We start from the raw sequence: 15,181 nt of genomic DNA, 5'->3' as shown, positions 1-15,181 counted from the left end.
GAGAATCTTCTCCGGAAAATCCGTGGATGAGTTAATAATGTCACATTCTTAAATGGAATGACTATACACGCTGGCAGCACAGGGCAACACAAAATTTCTCCATGCCGTCTGCCAGAATTCGGCCTCTGGTTTGGTCTGGAAGCATACGATAAATTTAATAAAAACACCGATGATAGATTGGAGCTGGAAAATCAGCCGGGTGTATCCGGGGCTGGATCCACATGCGAAATCAGGCGATGATTATCCGGCACGCGTCTATGTTGTTGCCGGTAATCCGTTTTTCCCCTCGACATTGCGCAGCCTTGTCTATGTCTGGGCCAATGGCCCGGTCAGTGCGGCGCATCGCGGGCCGAATGGCACGCCGTTCTATCCTGATCCTTATACAACTCAGGCTGAAATCGTGGCCCTCAGGCAAGGTGCGGCGGGCGCCGGCTCATGGGTGTCTGAACACCGTGATCTGCGCACGGATCTCGCCCGCGCTTTCGGGCCCGGGCATGATGTTATTGGTGCTGTCGCTGTCATGTCTGATTGTGATGATGCCCATGGACATGGAGAGGCATGGTATGGCGATATTCATTTTGAAAAACGCGATCCCCCCGATAGTGGCCTGTAGCGGGGACCATTCATGCGCGTCATATGGGAATTTAAGAAATCTATATATTGACGAGCATAAATTGAAAATAAGCCTTCACTTCGTGTGGTTTAGTCAGGATAGTTCTGCACACTGGCGGCAACCGAATCCGCGACCTGCTCCTTGCCGATAATGCCAAGCACGTCAGCTCCGCGCGGCGCGCCCCGCCCGCCAACCACCACGGCCAGCACCGCATCCTTCGCCCAGATGCGGCGGATGACGTCGAACACCATCGTGGTATCGCGCACAATGGTGAATTTCAGCCCCGCGGCATCGCCAAGGGTAAGGCCCGTATCGGTTTGCGCCAGGCCGCGGCGCATGCCGGGATTAAGGCGCATAACACCGGCGATATGATCATCACGCGTCACCACCACATGCTGTACGGCCTCATCATCAGCCACCTGTTGCAGAAATGCATCCAGGCTCATCTCCGCCGGCAGCACGGCGATGGCGCTGTTCATTACCTCAGCCGCCCGTTTCACCAAAAACATATTCGCATGCAGGGCTTTGGGAATCGGGTGGCCGCGCCGCACCAGCTTGAGCGTGTACATCGTCTCGGGCGAGAGCATCCGGCGCACCTGCACGCTCACAGCCACCGCAACGATCATCGGCATCACGATGTTATAGTCGCGCGTCATCTCGAATATCATCGTCACGGCGGTCATCACCGCACCCGTGCCGCCGCCCACCATCGCCGCCATGCCCACCATGGCGAACACCGGCACGCTGACCGGCAGCGGCAGATGCAACGCCTGCAGAACAGCCGCAAAGCCGCCGCCAATGGTCGCGCCCATGAACAGCGAGGGTGAAAAAATTCCTCCCGAGGCGCCTGAGCCCAGGCTGGTGGTCGTGGCCGCGAGCTTGGCGGCGAACAGCAGAAGCAGCAACGGCCAGACGGAGAGCTGCCCGTTCAGGATCGACTCAATCGCGGCGTAACCCACGCCCTCCACGTAATAATGCCCAAACCCAAGCTGCAACGCATAAATCAGCATGCCCACCAGCACCATGCCGGCAGCGTGGCGCGTGTAACGCCCGGGGATCAGCTCGAACCAATCCTCCATCCAGTGCAGGCTGCGCACGAACAGGGCCGCGGCCGCACCGGTCACCGCGCCGAGCACCACAAACAGCAGCAGCGAGATGGCCGCCTGCGGGTCCGCGCTGGTGGAACCCAGCGGCGGCACCGCGAAGGCAGCCGCGGGCCCGAAAAAATATCGTCCCACGAAGGTGGCGGCCCCGGTGGCCAGCGCCACGGGCAGGAAGCTGGTCACGCTCACCTCGGGCAGCATCAGCTCGATGGCGAACATAACCCCGCCGATCGGCGTATTGAACGTCGCGGCGATACCCGCTCCGGCACCAGCGGCAACCAGGATGATGCGGCTCGCGGCGGGCATTTTAATCATCTGCCCCAGCGTGGAGCCGAGCGCCGAGCCGATCTGGATAATCGGCCCTTCTCGCCCAACCGCAGCGCCCGAGCCGATGGATAGCGCCGAGGCCAAGGATTTAACCACCGCCACCACGGGGCGGATTTTGCCGCCTTTGTAATAAATCGCGTCCATCACCTCCGGCACGCCGTGGCCTTTGGCCTCGGGCGCGAAGTTGGAAACCAGGAAGGTCACCCCCAGCCCACCGATGACAGGCACCAGAATGACCAGCGCCCCCCAATGCCCCACAGTGGTGAATTGTGAGGAATCATAGGCAACGGCAAACCGGCCCAGAAAGAATATATTATGGATCAGCCCGATAAGCGCGCGGAAAATCACCGCGCCAAAGCCGGTGACAACGCCAACCACAAGCGCCAGCATTGACAAATAGCCAAGCGTCAGGGGGCGGTTCTCAGCCGGTTCCGGGGATGGGGCCGTGTCGGCCTGCGAGAGAATATGATCCATGGGCAAGGGCGCTAATCCCGGTTGGCGGTTTCTGTCAATTTGGCGAATTCTGATGCACGGCGAACCGGCAATGGCTCAATGTGCCATCTGCAATGCCTCGGCACCTTCCTTGTCATGCACGCCATAGCGCTCCACCATCGTGGCGCTCGCCTCATTCAGGCCAACCACCTCAACTTCGATCCCGCGTCCGCGCTCTTTCATCACCACCGTATCCAGCGCGCCAATGGCTGAAATATCCCAGAAATGAGCGTGGGTCAGGTCGATGACGATGCGCCGGACGGAAGGTTCGGTCACATGAATATCATTGGTCAACGTGCCGGCGGAGGCGAAGAAGATTTGCCCGGTCACATGAAAAGTCTGCACTGCCCCATCGCCGGAAAGTGCTGAGTTCACACCGCTTAACCTTGAGACCTTGCTGGCGAAGAAGACGCCCGACATCAGCACCCCCACCAGCACACCTGCGGACAAATTCCCCGTTGAGACGACGACGATGACCGTGGCCAGCATCACCGCCGATGACGTTTTCGGGTTGGTCCGCAATTGTGCGAGTGAACGCCAGGAGAAGGTGTTGATCGAGACCATGATCATCACCGCCGTCAGCGCCGCTACCGGCACCAAGGCGAGCAGGTGCTGCATGGCGACCAGCAGCACGAGCAGAAAGGCGCCGGAGACCAAAGTGGAAAGCCGCCCCCGGCCGCCGGAGGAGACATTGATGACGGATTGGCCGATCATGGCACAGCCGCCCATGCCGCCGAAAAAAGCGGCGGCGATATTGGCGATGCCTTGCCCGGCGGATTCCCGGCTCCGGTTGCTTGGCGTATCGGTCATGTCATCGACAATTTGCGCGGTCAGCTGCGTCTCCAGCAGGCCGACAGCGGCAAGGGTGAGCGCCAGGGGCAACAGCAGCCAGAGCGTCTCCAGCGTGTACGGCACCTGCGGAATGCCAAACTGCGGCAGGGCAGAGGGCAGCTGGCCCAAGTTGGCGACTGTGCGGACATGCAGCCCCGTTGCCGCCGTGATGATGGTGAGCACCACCACCGCTACCAGCGCCGAGGGCACCGCCCGCGTGATCCGCGGAAACAGATAGATAATCGCGAGGCCCAACGCGATCAGCCCGTAAGTGGCCATCGGCACATGCACGAGTTGCGGCATTTGCGCGAGAAAGATTAAAATCGCGAGCGCGTTGACGAACCCGGTAATCACTGAGCGGGAGACAAAGCGCATCAGCCGGTCGAGCTTGAATATGCCGGCCAAGATCTGGAACAATCCCATCAGAATGGTCGCGGCGAAGAGATATTGCACGCCATGGGCATGCACCAGGCCACCCATCAACACGGCGGTGGATGCCGTGGCGGCCGAGATCATGGCCACCCGCCCGCCGGTGAAGGCGATGACGCAGGCAATGACGACGGAGGCATATAGCCCGACCTTTGGGTCAACCCCTGCGACCACTGAGAAGCCGATCGCCTCAGGGATGAGGGCAAGGGCCACGACCACGCCGGAGAGGACGTCAACACGAATATTGCCCAGCCACTCACGGGCCAGAACAGGTGAAAAATTCTTCAAAAACATTATCCAAGGGAAAGCGATTCTAAAAATTCGGCTGTCCACGAACTTCAATCGCATTGTCCGGCGGATCGGCGGCCGGAAGAGCCACCCGGAATTGCACCGGGTCCAGGTTAATGACCCGGCTTTACCGAAGTTCATGCTGCGATGCAATGTCTTAGCCACAACGAAGATGCTGATCTTCGGCATGAAGCATCGCCCGGCGCTGGAATGGGCGGCTGGCTCATTCATTGCCATTGTGCTTTGCCGTCAGAGGATGGGAATAGCCATATGACAGGAGCGGCCTATGTCAGTGCTTAGCCAGATTACCGTTGAGCCAAAGCCATTTTCGCCGGATCCGATCACCGATGAAGAGGCAGGCGCCATGTTCCGTGCGGCCCTCAACCTCTTTCGCCTATGGGGGCAACAGACGACCAGGCTGCAACCATCCTCGATTTGCCACGCCGGACCTTCGGCCGCTGGAAAGCCGGAGAGATTGGCCGGATCGGCCGTGACGGCAAGGCCAGGCTCTCCAACCTCATGGAAATCCACAAAGCCTTGCGGATCATTTTCAAGGAGCCCGCGCGGGGCTACGACTGGATTAAAATCCCCAACGCGGCTTTCGGGGGCGCCCCGGCTTTGGATGTCATGCTCCATGGCGAGTTGACTGACCTCATGCGCGTGCGGAACTATTTGGATGCGGAGCGTGGCGGCTGGTGATCGATCCGTCGATCGTACCTGTCTCGCCGGTTCATTGGGTTGGCGCGAACCAAGCCGCGCGCGCAGCATCAGACTGCTCGTCGACCCAATGGCGCTGCCACCACTACAGCCGAGCCACCTTCAACCCGTCAAAACCACTGTGCCGAGGTACTAGCCGATGACGATCGTACGGGCCTTGACCTGAATCAATCTGCTTGCCCAGACTTAAGAATCAACATTTCCGCTAGCCGCTCGGGCAGTTTGCGGCGGCCGCGCGGCGGGTCAATCTGGCGTCATTCTTGCTCTTGGCGCCCTCGCGTAGACGACCCGGCCGGTCCGTGATTTTCAACACCGTTCAAGGGTGCCATGTGCTCCAGTGAAGCCTTGACCGATGTATGTCAGATGAGGCTTACTTAACCCTGTGACCGGCCTCGCTGGCCGGAGGATATTTCCGCAACGGGGTTTGAGGGGGCAATGCCCGCGGAGAACTGGCCAGATCGCCGGAGCCGGGCTCTCCGGCAGGCTTACGCATCCAAAGCTCCTGCACCACGCCGCGGGTCAGCCCAGGCAATTGTTGAAGGAGCCGTTTTGCAAGTATCTCTTTTATCCCCCGATTCTTCAATTTCGCGGGAGCCCGCGGCCAATTTCGCGGTTCACTATGCCAACCTCCACACGGCCCTTGCGCTTCTGGCACAACCGAGCCGGATTCTCGGCGTGGTTGGTTACGGTATTGAGCGGCCTGGCGTCTTACCTCCAGCCTGCCCGTTCGTGGCCGCGCCACTCTTGCCCGCGGCTGGAGGCGCGATGTTCGAAATCTGGACGGCGGCCTCCCCGTGCCGGCCTTGTCAGGTTGGGCCTGTCATCGGAGCCTGTAGCGACGATCTCGCCTTCGGTGCAATCAAGCTGGACGAAACCGGAAAAGCCTCGCTGGAGGCGGCGGTCGAAGCGGCCTATTTGAATATTTTCGATTTCATGCAGGACATTGGCTTTCAAACGCCGATCCGGTTCTGGAATTATCTGACCTCGATCACCGATCACGATCAGGGGTTAGAGCGCTACAGGCGTTTTAATATCGGCCGTCACCGGGCATTCTCGGCCCGGTTGCGCCAACAGGTTCCGCCGGTTGCAAGTGGTGTCGGCGGGCATCAGGGTGCGCCGGTGATCTATTTTCTGGCGGCGCGCGAGCCCGCGATGACGATTGAAAATCCCCGCCAGGTCAGTGCCTATGCATATCCGCCAATTTATGGCCCCTGCAGCCCGAGCTTTTCACGGGCATCGATTTACGCGCGCGCAAGCGCGGAATCGTTGTTTATCTCCGGCACCGCCAGTATCGTTGGCCACGAAACGCGCCATCGCGGCGATCTCCCGGGCCAGATCGCGGAGACGGCGGCTAATCTGCGCGCACTGATCGGCGCGGCCGCGCAAGCCGCCACAGCGCCGCTGAGCGGCCGTTGGTCGGTAAAGATATATGTACAGGACCCAGGTGATTGCGCGGCGGTTGAACCCGCCGTCGACGCGGTTTTTGGCGCAGATGCGGAGCGGTTATATTTGCGCGGCGACATCTGCCGATCCGATCTGCTGATGGAAATAGAGGCCTTCCGCCGTTCGGCTTAGAATGCAATGACTTCAAATTGGTCCGCTTTGCCGGCCAATTTGAACTCTGAATCGTCCTCTATCCTTATAATTTAGAGCGTGCGTGATGCACGGCCTCAGGCCGCGCTGCTGCGTGTCACCGCCAGACTAAGCTTCGGCATCAGGATTTGCAAAAGAGGGCCGGTCATCAGTGTTGTTGCCACAGCCAGGATTACGAGCATGGTGAAGACCTTCTCGGGAAGAAATCCGGTTTCCAGGCCGATGTTGAGGACGATCAGTTCCATGAGTGCGCGCGTGTTCATCAATACGCCAATGAGGAGCGCCGCCGGGCTGTTGTAGCCGGCCAGCCGGCCGGCGATGAAGACCGGAACGACCTTGCCCAAGGTTCCTGCCGCGACGAACGCCAGCAGCCAGAGCCAATCGGTGGCGGAGGTCAGGCCGAGCAGGTTGGTGCGAAGGCCCGTGAAGGTGAAGAACACCGGCAGGAAGAATACCAGTACGAAACCGCCGACCTGGCGGCGCCAGGCTTCGACGAAGGCGCGATCATGATGGACCAGCAGCCCGGCGGCAAAGCCGCCGAAGATCGTGAAGATGCCGAGTCTGAAGGTGCACATGCCGAGCAGGAATATGCAAATGAGGGCGATTGCCATCAGCGATAGAGAAATTTCACCGTTGATGATTGGAAATTTCCGGAGCAGGGCGCGTGCGGCGGGCCGGAGCACCAGCACGCAGACCAGCACGAAACACAGTATGAGACCGACCTGAAGTGCGGATTTTTGGGGTGAGAATGTTGCCGTGGCAGCGGCGGATACGCCCGCGAGGAGCACCCAGCCCGCAACATCGTTGATGGCGGCGGCTGAGATGGCGAGGGCGCCAAGTTCATGCCGGAGCATCCCGTATTCGGCGAGGATGCGTCCAAGGATGGGCACGGCGGTGATCGCCATCGCGACGCCGCAAAAGAGCGAATATAGGGTTACGGGAATCTGCCCCGCAAAAACCGGCGCGGAGAGATGGCCGAGCCAGACGCCAAGACCGAAGGGGACCATGACCGATACAGCCGCGAGCGGCAACAATCCCCTGCGTGCCCGCGCCTCACGCAGATGATTGAACTCAAAGCTCATCCCGATCTGACACATCAGCAATATGAGGCCGATCTGTGACAGGATCACGATCGGCGCCGCCGGCTTGGCGCCAAATACGCTCGCGGAAAAGGCTGGAAAGAAATGGCCAAAAAAAGATGGGCCAAGCAGCAGCCCGGCCATGATTTCGCCAACCACGCCCGGCTGCCCGAACCGCCGGAAGACCAAGTTCATGATCCGCGCGGCGCCGATCATGATCACCAGCTGAATAAGAATGGAGAAGAGCAATGTCTCCGTCTGCTGGGTGGAGGTAATCATTGGGGCGGCGAGCGTCATGCAGGCTCATGGTCTGGTTTTTGGGCCGTGTATCGCTGGAACAGATCAAACTCGTTCACGCATCGCACATTGAGAAATCCGCTCTCGGTCAAGACCCGCATAATTGCATCGGGCGGCATGCAGTTGGCGATCGTTTTCCAATGATAACGCATGAGTGCCCGCGAGCCTCGCTCGCGGGTCATCAGCAAGGAGAGCAGCGGCAGAATACCGCCGATATAAGCCGCCGCCAGTATTCGGCTCAGCCGTTTGCGCGGCGCGCTGATTTCCAGCAGCAGGATGGTGCCGCCAGGCCGCAATATCCGCATCGCTTCGCGCAATGCCGCCTCGATATCCGCAAGATGCCGGAGCGCGTAGCCCATGGTCACGAAATCGGCGATGTCAGGCGCCAGGGGCAGCGCCTCGGCGGTGGCCTGGATCAGGCGGATACCAAGGTTCTTGCGTGCAATGGCGAGCATGGCTTCGCTGACGTCAACACCGATGACCGCACCCAGATCGCCGGTGAGCGTGATCGCTTCGCGCGCCAGCAGGCCGGTTCCAACGGCAACGTCCACAATTTTCACACCAGGGCGCACGCCGGCCTTGCGCAGGCTGGTGCGGCGGTACCAGGCGCCGGAGCCCAATGAAAACAGCCGGTTGACCCCGTCGTAATGCTGCGCCGAGCGGTTGAATAAATCGCGCACAAAGGACAGCCGCCGCGCCGGATCCGCGAAGTACGCCGAGGCAACCAACGGCGGTTGTGTAACCTCTGGGCGCTCCTGATGATTAGACATAGAGGCGTACCTGTGGCTTAATGTTACTGAATCGTTCATCGGCGAATACAGTATCGGGGTCAATGCTCTGCAACCTGTCCGCCGGTACAGGGAGGGGACCGAGATTGCCGCAGCTTCAGCAGAGTGAGCTTCCCGCAGCACAAACGGATTGTGATGTGTTTGTTGTTGGCGGCGGCCCTGCGGGGTCCACAATCGCGGCGTTGCTGGCGGAACGGGGCCACCGCGTGATTTTGGGCGAGAAAGACCGGCATCCGCGTTTCCATATCGGTGAGTCGTTGCTGCCGCATAACCTGCCGTTATTTGACCGTCTGGGCGTTCGTGAGAAAATTGAGACATCCTCGATCCAAAAACATGGAATCGAATTCGTCTCGCCCTATCACGGCAAAAGCGTCAGATATGATTTCGCGAATGCCTGGGACAAACGCTTCCCCTACTCTTTCCAGGTCCGCCGCTCGGCCTTCGATCACATCCTGTTAAAAAATGCCGCGGCAAAGGGCGCCGAGGTGATCGAGGGCTGCCGCATCACCTCGATTGAGTTTCCAGACGGCGGTCATCCGCTTATTACCGGCCGCGGCGAGGACGCAAGCACGCGGCAATGGACAGCTGCCTTCGTCGTCGATGCCTCAGGCCGTGACACGCTATTGGCGGCGCAGCTGGAGATGAAGGAGCGCAACCCCAGGAACAACAGCGCGGCCATCTTCGGGCATTTTACCGGCGCGCGCCGTCTGCCAGGAAAAGCCGAGGGCAATATCAGCATCGTCTGGTTTGACCATGGCTGGTTCTGGTTCATCCCGCTCTCTGATGGCACAACCAGCATCGGCGCCGTCTGCCAGGCGCCATTTCTTAAAAACCGCGGCGCGGACTTGAAGAGCTTCTTCATGAGCGTCATCGCTTCCTGTCCCGAGATCGCGGACCGCCTCAAGGATGCTCAGCTCGCCGGTGAGGTGACCGCAACCGGCAATTATTCCTATGGCGTCAAACGCACCAGCGGCCAGAACTTCATCCTGGTTGGTGACGCCTGCGCCTTTATCGATCCAGTGTTTTCCAGCGGCGTATACCTCGCGATGACCACGGCGTTCTGGGCCGCTGACGCGGTGGATGCCTGCCTGCGTTCACCGCCTCGCGCGGCACGCGCGCTCCGCCGCTACGATGCCGAGACGCGCAAGGTTCTGGCGGCGTTCACCTGGTTCATCTATCGCATCCGCGAACCGGCGATGCGCAACCTGTTCATGTCGCCGCGCAACTGGTTCCGCATGGAGGAAGCTGTTCTCTCCTTGCTCGCCGGCGGCATTTTTGATGGATGGCCGATCCGCGCGCGCCTCTATATGTTCAGAACGATCTACTACATAACAAAATTCGCCCATCTGCGGCATCGCGTTTTTGCCCGCCGCCCCGCCCCCGCGCAAGCTGGGTCAACAGTTGGGTAGCGGCGATGCCGGCGCGAAATGCGGATCACGCGGAGAATACCCATCTCGTTCTGATCCCCAGCTACAACACCGGCGAAAAACTCTTCGAGACCGTCGCGGACGCGCGAAGCCATTGGCTGCCTGTGTGGGTGGTGATCGACGGCAGCACTGACGGAACCGGCGAGGCGCTTGCGGCGTTGAGCGCAAACCAACGCGGGGTGCGGGTGATCCGCCGAAGCCGCAATGGCGGCAAGGGTGCCGCCGTGCTTGATGGTATCCGGGCGGCGGCCACGGCGGGTTTCACCCATGTTCTGGTCATGGATGCCGATGGCCAGCATCCGGCATCCATGATCCCCGCATTCATGCAGCTTTCGCAGCGCAACCCTCAGGCGATGATTCTTGGCACGCCGGTTTTCGACCACAATGCGCCGCGCATCCGCGTCATCGGGCGGCGCGTGTCGAACGCCCTCGCCAGGCTCGAGACACTGAGCGGAATTGGCGATGTTCTGTTTGGGTTTCGTGTCTATCCACTGGCAGCGTTGAGAACCATCATGGAGTCCAGCCGCTGGATGCGCCGGTTCGATTTTGACACCGAAGCCGTGGTCCGGCTTTCGTGGCGCGGCGTGCCAGCCATAAATCAGCCTGTCCCCGTGCGGTATTTCCGGGCCGCGGATGGCGGTGTCTCGCATTTTCGCTACGTCCGCGACAACATCGCGCTGGCCGCGATGCACCTGCGCCTGATCGGTGGATTCCTCCCCCGCCTGCCGTGGTTGGTGGCGCGGCTGCTTAATCGATCATCCTCTAAATCATTCCACCATTGATGGAAATCTGCTGCCCGGAGATGTAACCGGCACGTTCCGATGCGAGAAACGCCACCAGATCGGCGACTTCCTCCGGCCGGCCGGCCCGTTTCATCGGCACCAGCCGGTCGATCGCCTCCTTGGGGAACACATCTTCGATCGCGGGTGAGGCGATAATCCCCGGCGCGACGGTGTTGACCGTGATGCCCCGGCTGGCGAGTTCCAGCGCCAGCGACCGCGTGGCCCCGTGCAGCCCCGCCTTCGCCGCCGCATAATTGGCCTGGCCGCGATTGCCCATGATGGCCGCAACCGAGGAGATGTTGATGATCCGCCCCCACCGCGTGCGGATCATCGGCATCAGGAGCGGCTGCGTGACGTTGAAAAATCCGTTCAGCGACACGTCTATGACGTTGGACCATTGTTCAGGGCGCATCCCCGGCATCACCGCGTCATCATGGATCCCCGCGTTATTCACCAGAATTTGGATCGGACCGGCCTCAAGCAACCGCGTGAGCGCGCGCTGTGTTTCCTCCGCATTGGTGACATCGAACCGCACGGCCTCCGCCGCGCCGCCGCCAGCCGCGATCTCCGCCGCCAGATCTTCCGCGCGGCCAGGCTGGCAGTGTGCATGCACATGGACATGATGCCCCGCCGCCGCCAGCGCGCGCGCGATGGCGGCGCCGATGGTGCCGCTCCCGCCAGTGACCAGGGCGCGGCTCATTCCCCCGCCTCGAAAACAACGGTGGCGCGGCCGCTGAGGAGTTCAGTGTCGTGGCGCGCGAGACGAAAGCGGTAGGTCGCGCCATCGGCATCACCCAGCAGGCGCTCCGCCTCGATGATGAGATCGCCACTTGCAGCATCGAGGAGTCCGGTTCGCAACGCGACGTCGCGCAGGCTAACCAGATAACCACGGCGAGGCGGGCCGCTATTTCCAGCGCTGAGCCGGCCTTGAACCGCCATGGCCTGAGCCGCAATCTCGATGCCGCACGCCACCCCCAACTCGCCATTCGCGCGCCGCATCGGGTTGTCCTGGTCCTGGTAGCGGCGCGAGAGGCATCGCACCGAAACATCGTTCCAGCTCAGCACCTCGTCGAGCAGGCACATGGCGCCGCAATGGGGGATCATCGTGAGGATCTGTTCGCGGTTAATGATGGTCATGTCAGGCTCCACGCGGATTGGGCGATGCCGGAAGCGGCGTGATGCGCAACGCGAGGACCATATCATCCAGATAATTCAGGCTGATGCTGCTCTCCTCCCGGCGCGCCAGCGCCGCCAGCAGCGGCAGGCTCCGCGCCGCGGGAGTGCCCTGGCGCAACCACTCAAGCTCCGGTGGCGAGTCAGAGGCGGGCGAGGTGAGAGTCCCTGGCCGCAGCTCCAGTTCGATACATGCGATGGAGGCCGCTCCCGGCGCCGGGGACAGCACCAGCGCTATGCCAAAGGCCGCGGCGAGCGGCCGCGCGTCGCGGAGCGGAGATGGATATTGCACGTCATAGGCGATCAGCGCGACAGATTCCCGCGTTGCCGCCGCCTGCACAGCAGCCTCAAGCAGCCCCGCGGCAAAGCTGTCATTGTAACAGCAAAGGCTGGTTGAGGCGGCCCGGGAGTGGGTGGCGATACTCCAATACCCGGCAGCGGCATTATGGACCGAATTATGGAACCGCGTCGGTGAAAGTTCACGGTTCGGCGACGCCAGAACATGCAGGATTTCGTGGATCGTATCGCCGTCACCGCCGGAGGACGCGAAGACCGCCGCCGTTCCAGCCGGATCGCGCCCCGCCATGGCGAAGGCCTCGGCGCCAATGGCAAGCGCAATTTTCACGATCTGGGGCGCGCGGCGGCGTTCATTGGCCGGCAGCAGCATGCTCGCCGGCACGCAGATTGGTGATGCTTCGTAATCATCCGTGCCGGCCAGCACCGGGCGGCTTGCCTCCCAGCCATTCAGCCCGGGGCCGCATAGGCCGATCCCTTCGATATAAATGCGGATCACGCGGAGCGGCCCAGTATCAGACTGCAATTTACGCCGCCAAAGCCGAAGGAGTTGCTAACCACCCGATCGATCCTGGCAACGTGGCCCTCCAGCACATACCGGCTTTTGAAACCGGGATCGAGCGCGCGCGTATGCGGGCTGCCAGGTAGAAAACCATGCTGGATCGCCAGCGCGCTGATGATTGCCTCGGCCACGCCGGAGGCGCCAAGCGTGTGCCCGGTGAAGCCTTTGGTCGAGCTGCAGGGCACGGCGCCGCCGAACAGGTCTGATACGGCACGATCCTCCGCCGCGTCGCCAACCAGCGTCGCCGTGCCGTGCAGGTTGATATAGTCAATCGCCGCCGGTTCGAGCCCCGCGGCGTTTAATGCCCGCTCCATCGCCAACCGCGCCCCGCTCCCCTCGGGGTGCGGCGATGACATATGGTAGGCATCAGAGCTTTCGCCGGCACCCAACAGCAGGACAGTATCCGCGCTCAACCGTTCGCTGGGCCGTTCGAGCAGGATGAAGCCCGCCGCCTCGCCAAGTGAAATCCCGCGGCGCTCAGGGTCGAACGGCCGGCACGGCTCATCCGCCATAACGCCCAGCGCGTGGAAGCCAAAGAGCGTGGTGGCGCAAAGCGTGTCGGCGCCACCGACGATGGCGGCGTCGCAGATGCCGGTGGCGATCATCCGCGCCGCGCTGGCAAAAACTTTGGAGGTTGCCGCGCAGGCAGTGGACACGGTGAAAGCCGGTCCGGCGAGGCCAAGCATTTCGCGGACAAACCGCGCGAGTGAATAGGTGTTGTGCGTGCGCGCATAGTCAAACCCGGGGGGCAATATGCCGCTTGCGGGGTCGCGCAGGCGGTACGCGCCTTCCGTCTGCAGTATGCCCGAGGTACTCGTACCAGCAAAGACACCGATGCGCCCGGCGCCGTAGCGCTCTCGCGCCGCCGCAACCGTATCCAGAAAACCGTCCTGGCGCAGCGCCAGCGCGGCGAGCCGGTTATTGCGGCAATCAAAACCAGCCAGCCCGGGCTGCAGGGGGGTGTCATCAAGGCCGGTGATCTCACCGGCATATGTCTGGAACGGAATCGAATCGAACGCGCAGGGGGCGAGGGCGCTGCGGCCTTCCCGCAGCGCCGCCATGGTCTGCTCACGGCCCGCGCCGAGGCTGGTCACGATGGAAAAATTGCTCAATGCCAACGGCCCGCTCATGGCAGGACCTCCACCGGTAATGCGCCGGATTGTTCAAGGCACGCCAGCTGTCCGCGGACTTTCGCGGCTTCCCGCGCGGCATATTCGTTATAGCGCATTTGGAAGCCGGCGCCCTGGCCGGTGGCGCCGCGCGATTTCAGCGCCGTGGCATATAATTTTTCAAAATGCCGCAGATTGGCCCGCAGATCGAGGTATCTCGGCTCGGTGAATATGCGGGCGAAGCGGTGACGGTAAGGCCCCCAAAACGGATTGTCATAGAAAATCAGCCGCAAGCGATTGATATCATAAACTTCATTATCCGCCACGGCTGGCGCGGCGGCCGCCAGAGCTCCCGGCGCCGTCGGGAGGAAGCCGGTTGTAAGGAATGCCTGCCGCGCCTGTCTGTCCTTGTAAATTGCTTTTGGATTTTGGATCGGCAGATCATTTGTGCGCAGGGCGAGATCCACCAGCTCGTTCTTCGGCACCGGGAAATTGAACGCCGCGAGCGCGAAGAACTGCCCGGTCGGCCAAGGCGCCCAGACTCCCGCCGCCGCGAGCGCATTATGCGCCACATGGCCGCAATTATCGTTGAACAGCCGCCAGTTATACACGCGGGTGCCGTCGCGATAGGGCGCATTGATGCCGTTGAGGAAATCGACGATCGCCGACATCCTTGCATGGTCCAGCGGTATTCGCGTGCGAAAGGTGTCGCGGCCGAACTGGGCCGCATAATCGGTCGCGACGGAGATTTCATACATATAATCCCGCTCCGTCATGCCGCTTGGTTTGTCGCGGAACAGATGGTCATGGAATTGCACGCCGTCGAGCACGCCCATCGCCTTGGCGTGGTGCTGCGTCCGCTCATAGGCTTCGCGCGTCAGGGGTTCGCCAGGCTTAAGCGCGCCGCGCCATAAAAAATCGCGCCCTTCGGCGGCAACCCAATTGGCGTTTTTGTAGTGCGAGTTCACGCTGATGCCCACGCCTTGCGAGCCTGGCGAGGCGTCCGGCGCGCAGAGTTCAAGCACAGGGTATCCCTGTGTCCGGTCGAGGCGCACGCCGTTCAGGTAGAGCAGCGAATGCCCGCCCATGCCGCTGCGCAACGGAATGCCAAAACCGGGCTTCTTGCGCAGCTCCGACAATGCGCAAAGTTCGGCGTAATATGGGTAGAATTGTTCATAGGCCGCGCCGCCCGTGCCCTTCATGGCGCAATTTTCCTGGCTGGCACGATCATCGCCATCATTGCTCATGACTCCCGCGGCCATTCCTTTTCGTTTGGT

The 15,181-nt window shown here is 61.5% G+C and carries 14 protein-coding genes and 1 other annotated feature; of the genes, 5 read left to right on the top strand and 9 right to left on the bottom strand.

The features are described 5' to 3' along the window. Positions 1-70: 70 nt before the first annotated feature. Entirely contained in the window at positions 71-613 is a 543-nt protein-coding gene (locus QQJ84_RS04030; protein WP_284256763.1) for a DUF3047 domain-containing protein, read from the top strand. Between the two features lie 89 nt (positions 614-702). Here QQJ84_RS04030 and QQJ84_RS04025 read toward each other — a convergent pair whose 3' ends face one another. Further along, positions 703-2,517 (bottom strand): chloride channel protein, encoded by a 1,815-nt coding sequence (locus QQJ84_RS04025; RefSeq protein WP_284256761.1) that lies wholly within the window; start codon positions 2,515-2,517, stop codon positions 703-705. A 75-nt stretch (positions 2,518-2,592) separates the two neighbouring features. Continuing rightward, on the bottom strand, positions 2,593-4,083 hold the full coding sequence (locus QQJ84_RS04020; protein ID WP_284256757.1) for a SulP family inorganic anion transporter: 1,491 nt from the start codon (positions 4,081-4,083) through the stop codon (positions 2,593-2,595). Positions 4,084-4,140: 57 nt separating this feature from the next. Beyond that, positions 4,141-4,196, bottom strand: a sequence feature (sul1 is cis-regulatory element that is thought to sense ions involved in sulfur or methionine metabolism; They are found in Alphaproteobacteria). Positions 4,197-4,479: 283 nt separating this feature from the next. Here QQJ84_RS04020 and QQJ84_RS04015 point away from each other — a divergent pair. Both QQJ84_RS04015 and QQJ84_RS04010 read left to right on the top strand, forming a co-directional pair. Next, the gene (locus QQJ84_RS04015) at positions 4,480-4,782 is read left to right on the top strand and encodes an MbcA/ParS/Xre antitoxin family protein (protein WP_284256749.1); all 303 of its coding nucleotides are present in this window, start codon (positions 4,480-4,482) and stop codon (positions 4,780-4,782) included. 453 nt (positions 4,783-5,235) lie between these two features. Further along, positions 5,236-6,375, top strand: coding sequence for a chorismate transformation enzyme, FkbO/Hyg5 family (locus tag QQJ84_RS04010; protein WP_284256747.1), 1,140 nt, complete (start codon positions 5,236-5,238; stop codon positions 6,373-6,375). 95 nt (positions 6,376-6,470) lie between these two features. Here QQJ84_RS04010 and QQJ84_RS04005 read toward each other — a convergent pair whose 3' ends face one another. Both QQJ84_RS04005 and QQJ84_RS04000 read right to left on the bottom strand, forming a co-directional pair. Then, entirely contained in the window at positions 6,471-7,769 is a 1,299-nt protein-coding gene (locus QQJ84_RS04005; RefSeq protein ID WP_284256744.1) for a cation:proton antiporter, read from the bottom strand. Next, positions 7,766-8,539 carry a class I SAM-dependent methyltransferase gene (locus tag QQJ84_RS04000; protein WP_284256742.1) on the bottom strand — a complete coding sequence of 258 codons (774 nt, stop codon included), beginning with the start codon at positions 8,537-8,539 and terminating at the stop codon, positions 7,766-7,768. The genes QQJ84_RS04005 and QQJ84_RS04000 overlap by 4 nt, the downstream gene beginning before the upstream one ends. Positions 8,540-8,643: 104 nt before the next feature. On the opposite strand from QQJ84_RS04000, the gene QQJ84_RS03995 reads away from it, so the two are divergent. Together QQJ84_RS03995 and QQJ84_RS03990 are read left to right on the top strand one after the other, a co-directional pair. After that, entirely contained in the window at positions 8,644-9,966 is a 1,323-nt protein-coding gene (locus QQJ84_RS03995) for an NAD(P)/FAD-dependent oxidoreductase (RefSeq protein WP_284256740.1), read from the top strand. A 5-nt stretch (positions 9,967-9,971) separates the two neighbouring features. After that, a complete protein-coding gene (locus QQJ84_RS03990) occupies positions 9,972-10,766 on the top strand; it encodes a glycosyltransferase family 2 protein (RefSeq protein ID WP_284256737.1) in 795 nt (264 codons plus the stop codon). Here the strand turns inward: QQJ84_RS03990 and fabG are convergent. From fabG to QQJ84_RS03965, 5 genes are read right to left on the bottom strand one after another with little or no spacing between them, the layout of a single operon-like run. Then, positions 10,747-11,466, bottom strand: coding sequence for a 3-oxoacyl-ACP reductase FabG (gene fabG, locus QQJ84_RS03985; protein ID WP_284256734.1), 720 nt, complete (start codon positions 11,464-11,466; stop codon positions 10,747-10,749). The genes QQJ84_RS03990 and fabG overlap by 20 nt on opposite strands. Then, positions 11,463-11,903, bottom strand: a complete 441-nt coding sequence (locus QQJ84_RS03980; protein ID WP_284256732.1) for a phosphotransferase — start codon at positions 11,901-11,903, stop codon at positions 11,463-11,465. The genes fabG and QQJ84_RS03980 overlap by 4 nt, the downstream gene beginning before the upstream one ends. A gap of 1 nt (position 11,904) precedes the next feature. Further along, positions 11,905-12,759 carry a beta-ketoacyl synthase chain length factor gene (locus tag QQJ84_RS03975; protein ID WP_284256731.1) on the bottom strand — a complete coding sequence of 285 codons (855 nt, stop codon included), beginning with the start codon at positions 12,757-12,759 and terminating at the stop codon, positions 11,905-11,907. Further along, positions 12,729-13,925 carry a beta-ketoacyl-[acyl-carrier-protein] synthase family protein gene (locus tag QQJ84_RS03970; RefSeq protein WP_284256730.1) on the bottom strand — a complete coding sequence of 399 codons (1,197 nt, stop codon included), beginning with the start codon at positions 13,923-13,925 and terminating at the stop codon, positions 12,729-12,731. The genes QQJ84_RS03975 and QQJ84_RS03970 overlap by 31 nt, the downstream gene beginning before the upstream one ends. After that, positions 13,922-15,151 carry a hypothetical protein gene (locus QQJ84_RS03965; protein WP_284256728.1) on the bottom strand — a complete coding sequence of 410 codons (1,230 nt, stop codon included), beginning with the start codon at positions 15,149-15,151 and terminating at the stop codon, positions 13,922-13,924. The genes QQJ84_RS03970 and QQJ84_RS03965 overlap by 4 nt, the downstream gene beginning before the upstream one ends. Positions 15,152-15,181: the final 30 nt, after the last annotated feature.

Source organism: Acidocella aquatica (genome assembly GCF_030160635.1).
Taxonomy (GTDB): Bacteria; Pseudomonadota; Alphaproteobacteria; order Acetobacterales; family Acetobacteraceae; genus Acidocella; species Acidocella aquatica.
This window is presented reverse-complemented; position numbering and strand designations above follow the sequence as displayed.

What these genes read in the sequence shown, in the direction of transcription:
- QQJ84_RS04000 (WP_284256742.1), bottom strand. Translation starts at nt 8,539, where the DNA reads ATGTCTAATCATCAGGAGCGCCCAGAGGTTACACAACCGCCGTTGGTT.
- QQJ84_RS03970 (WP_284256730.1), bottom strand. Translation starts at nt 13,925, where the DNA reads ATGAGCGGGCCGTTGGCATTGAGCAATTTTTCCATCGTGACCAGCCTC.
- QQJ84_RS04015 (WP_284256749.1), top strand. Translation starts at nt 4,480, where the DNA reads ATGGGGGCAACAGACGACCAGGCTGCAACCATCCTCGATTTGCCACGC.
- QQJ84_RS03965 (WP_284256728.1), bottom strand. Translation starts at nt 15,151, where the DNA reads ATGAGCAATGATGGCGATGATCGTGCCAGCCAGGAAAATTGCGCCATG.
- QQJ84_RS04010 (WP_284256747.1), top strand. Translation starts at nt 5,236, where the DNA reads ATGCCCGCGGAGAACTGGCCAGATCGCCGGAGCCGGGCTCTCCGGCAG.
- QQJ84_RS03990 (WP_284256737.1), top strand. Translation starts at nt 9,972, where the DNA reads ATGCCGGCGCGAAATGCGGATCACGCGGAGAATACCCATCTCGTTCTG.
- QQJ84_RS03980 (WP_284256732.1), bottom strand. Translation starts at nt 11,903, where the DNA reads ATGACCATCATTAACCGCGAACAGATCCTCACGATGATCCCCCATTGC.
- QQJ84_RS04025 (WP_284256761.1), bottom strand. Translation starts at nt 2,517, where the DNA reads ATGGATCATATTCTCTCGCAGGCCGACACGGCCCCATCCCCGGAACCG.
- fabG (WP_284256734.1), bottom strand. Translation starts at nt 11,466, where the DNA reads ATGAGCCGCGCCCTGGTCACTGGCGGGAGCGGCACCATCGGCGCCGCC.
- QQJ84_RS04005 (WP_284256744.1), bottom strand. Translation starts at nt 7,769, where the DNA reads ATGACGCTCGCCGCCCCAATGATTACCTCCACCCAGCAGACGGAGACA.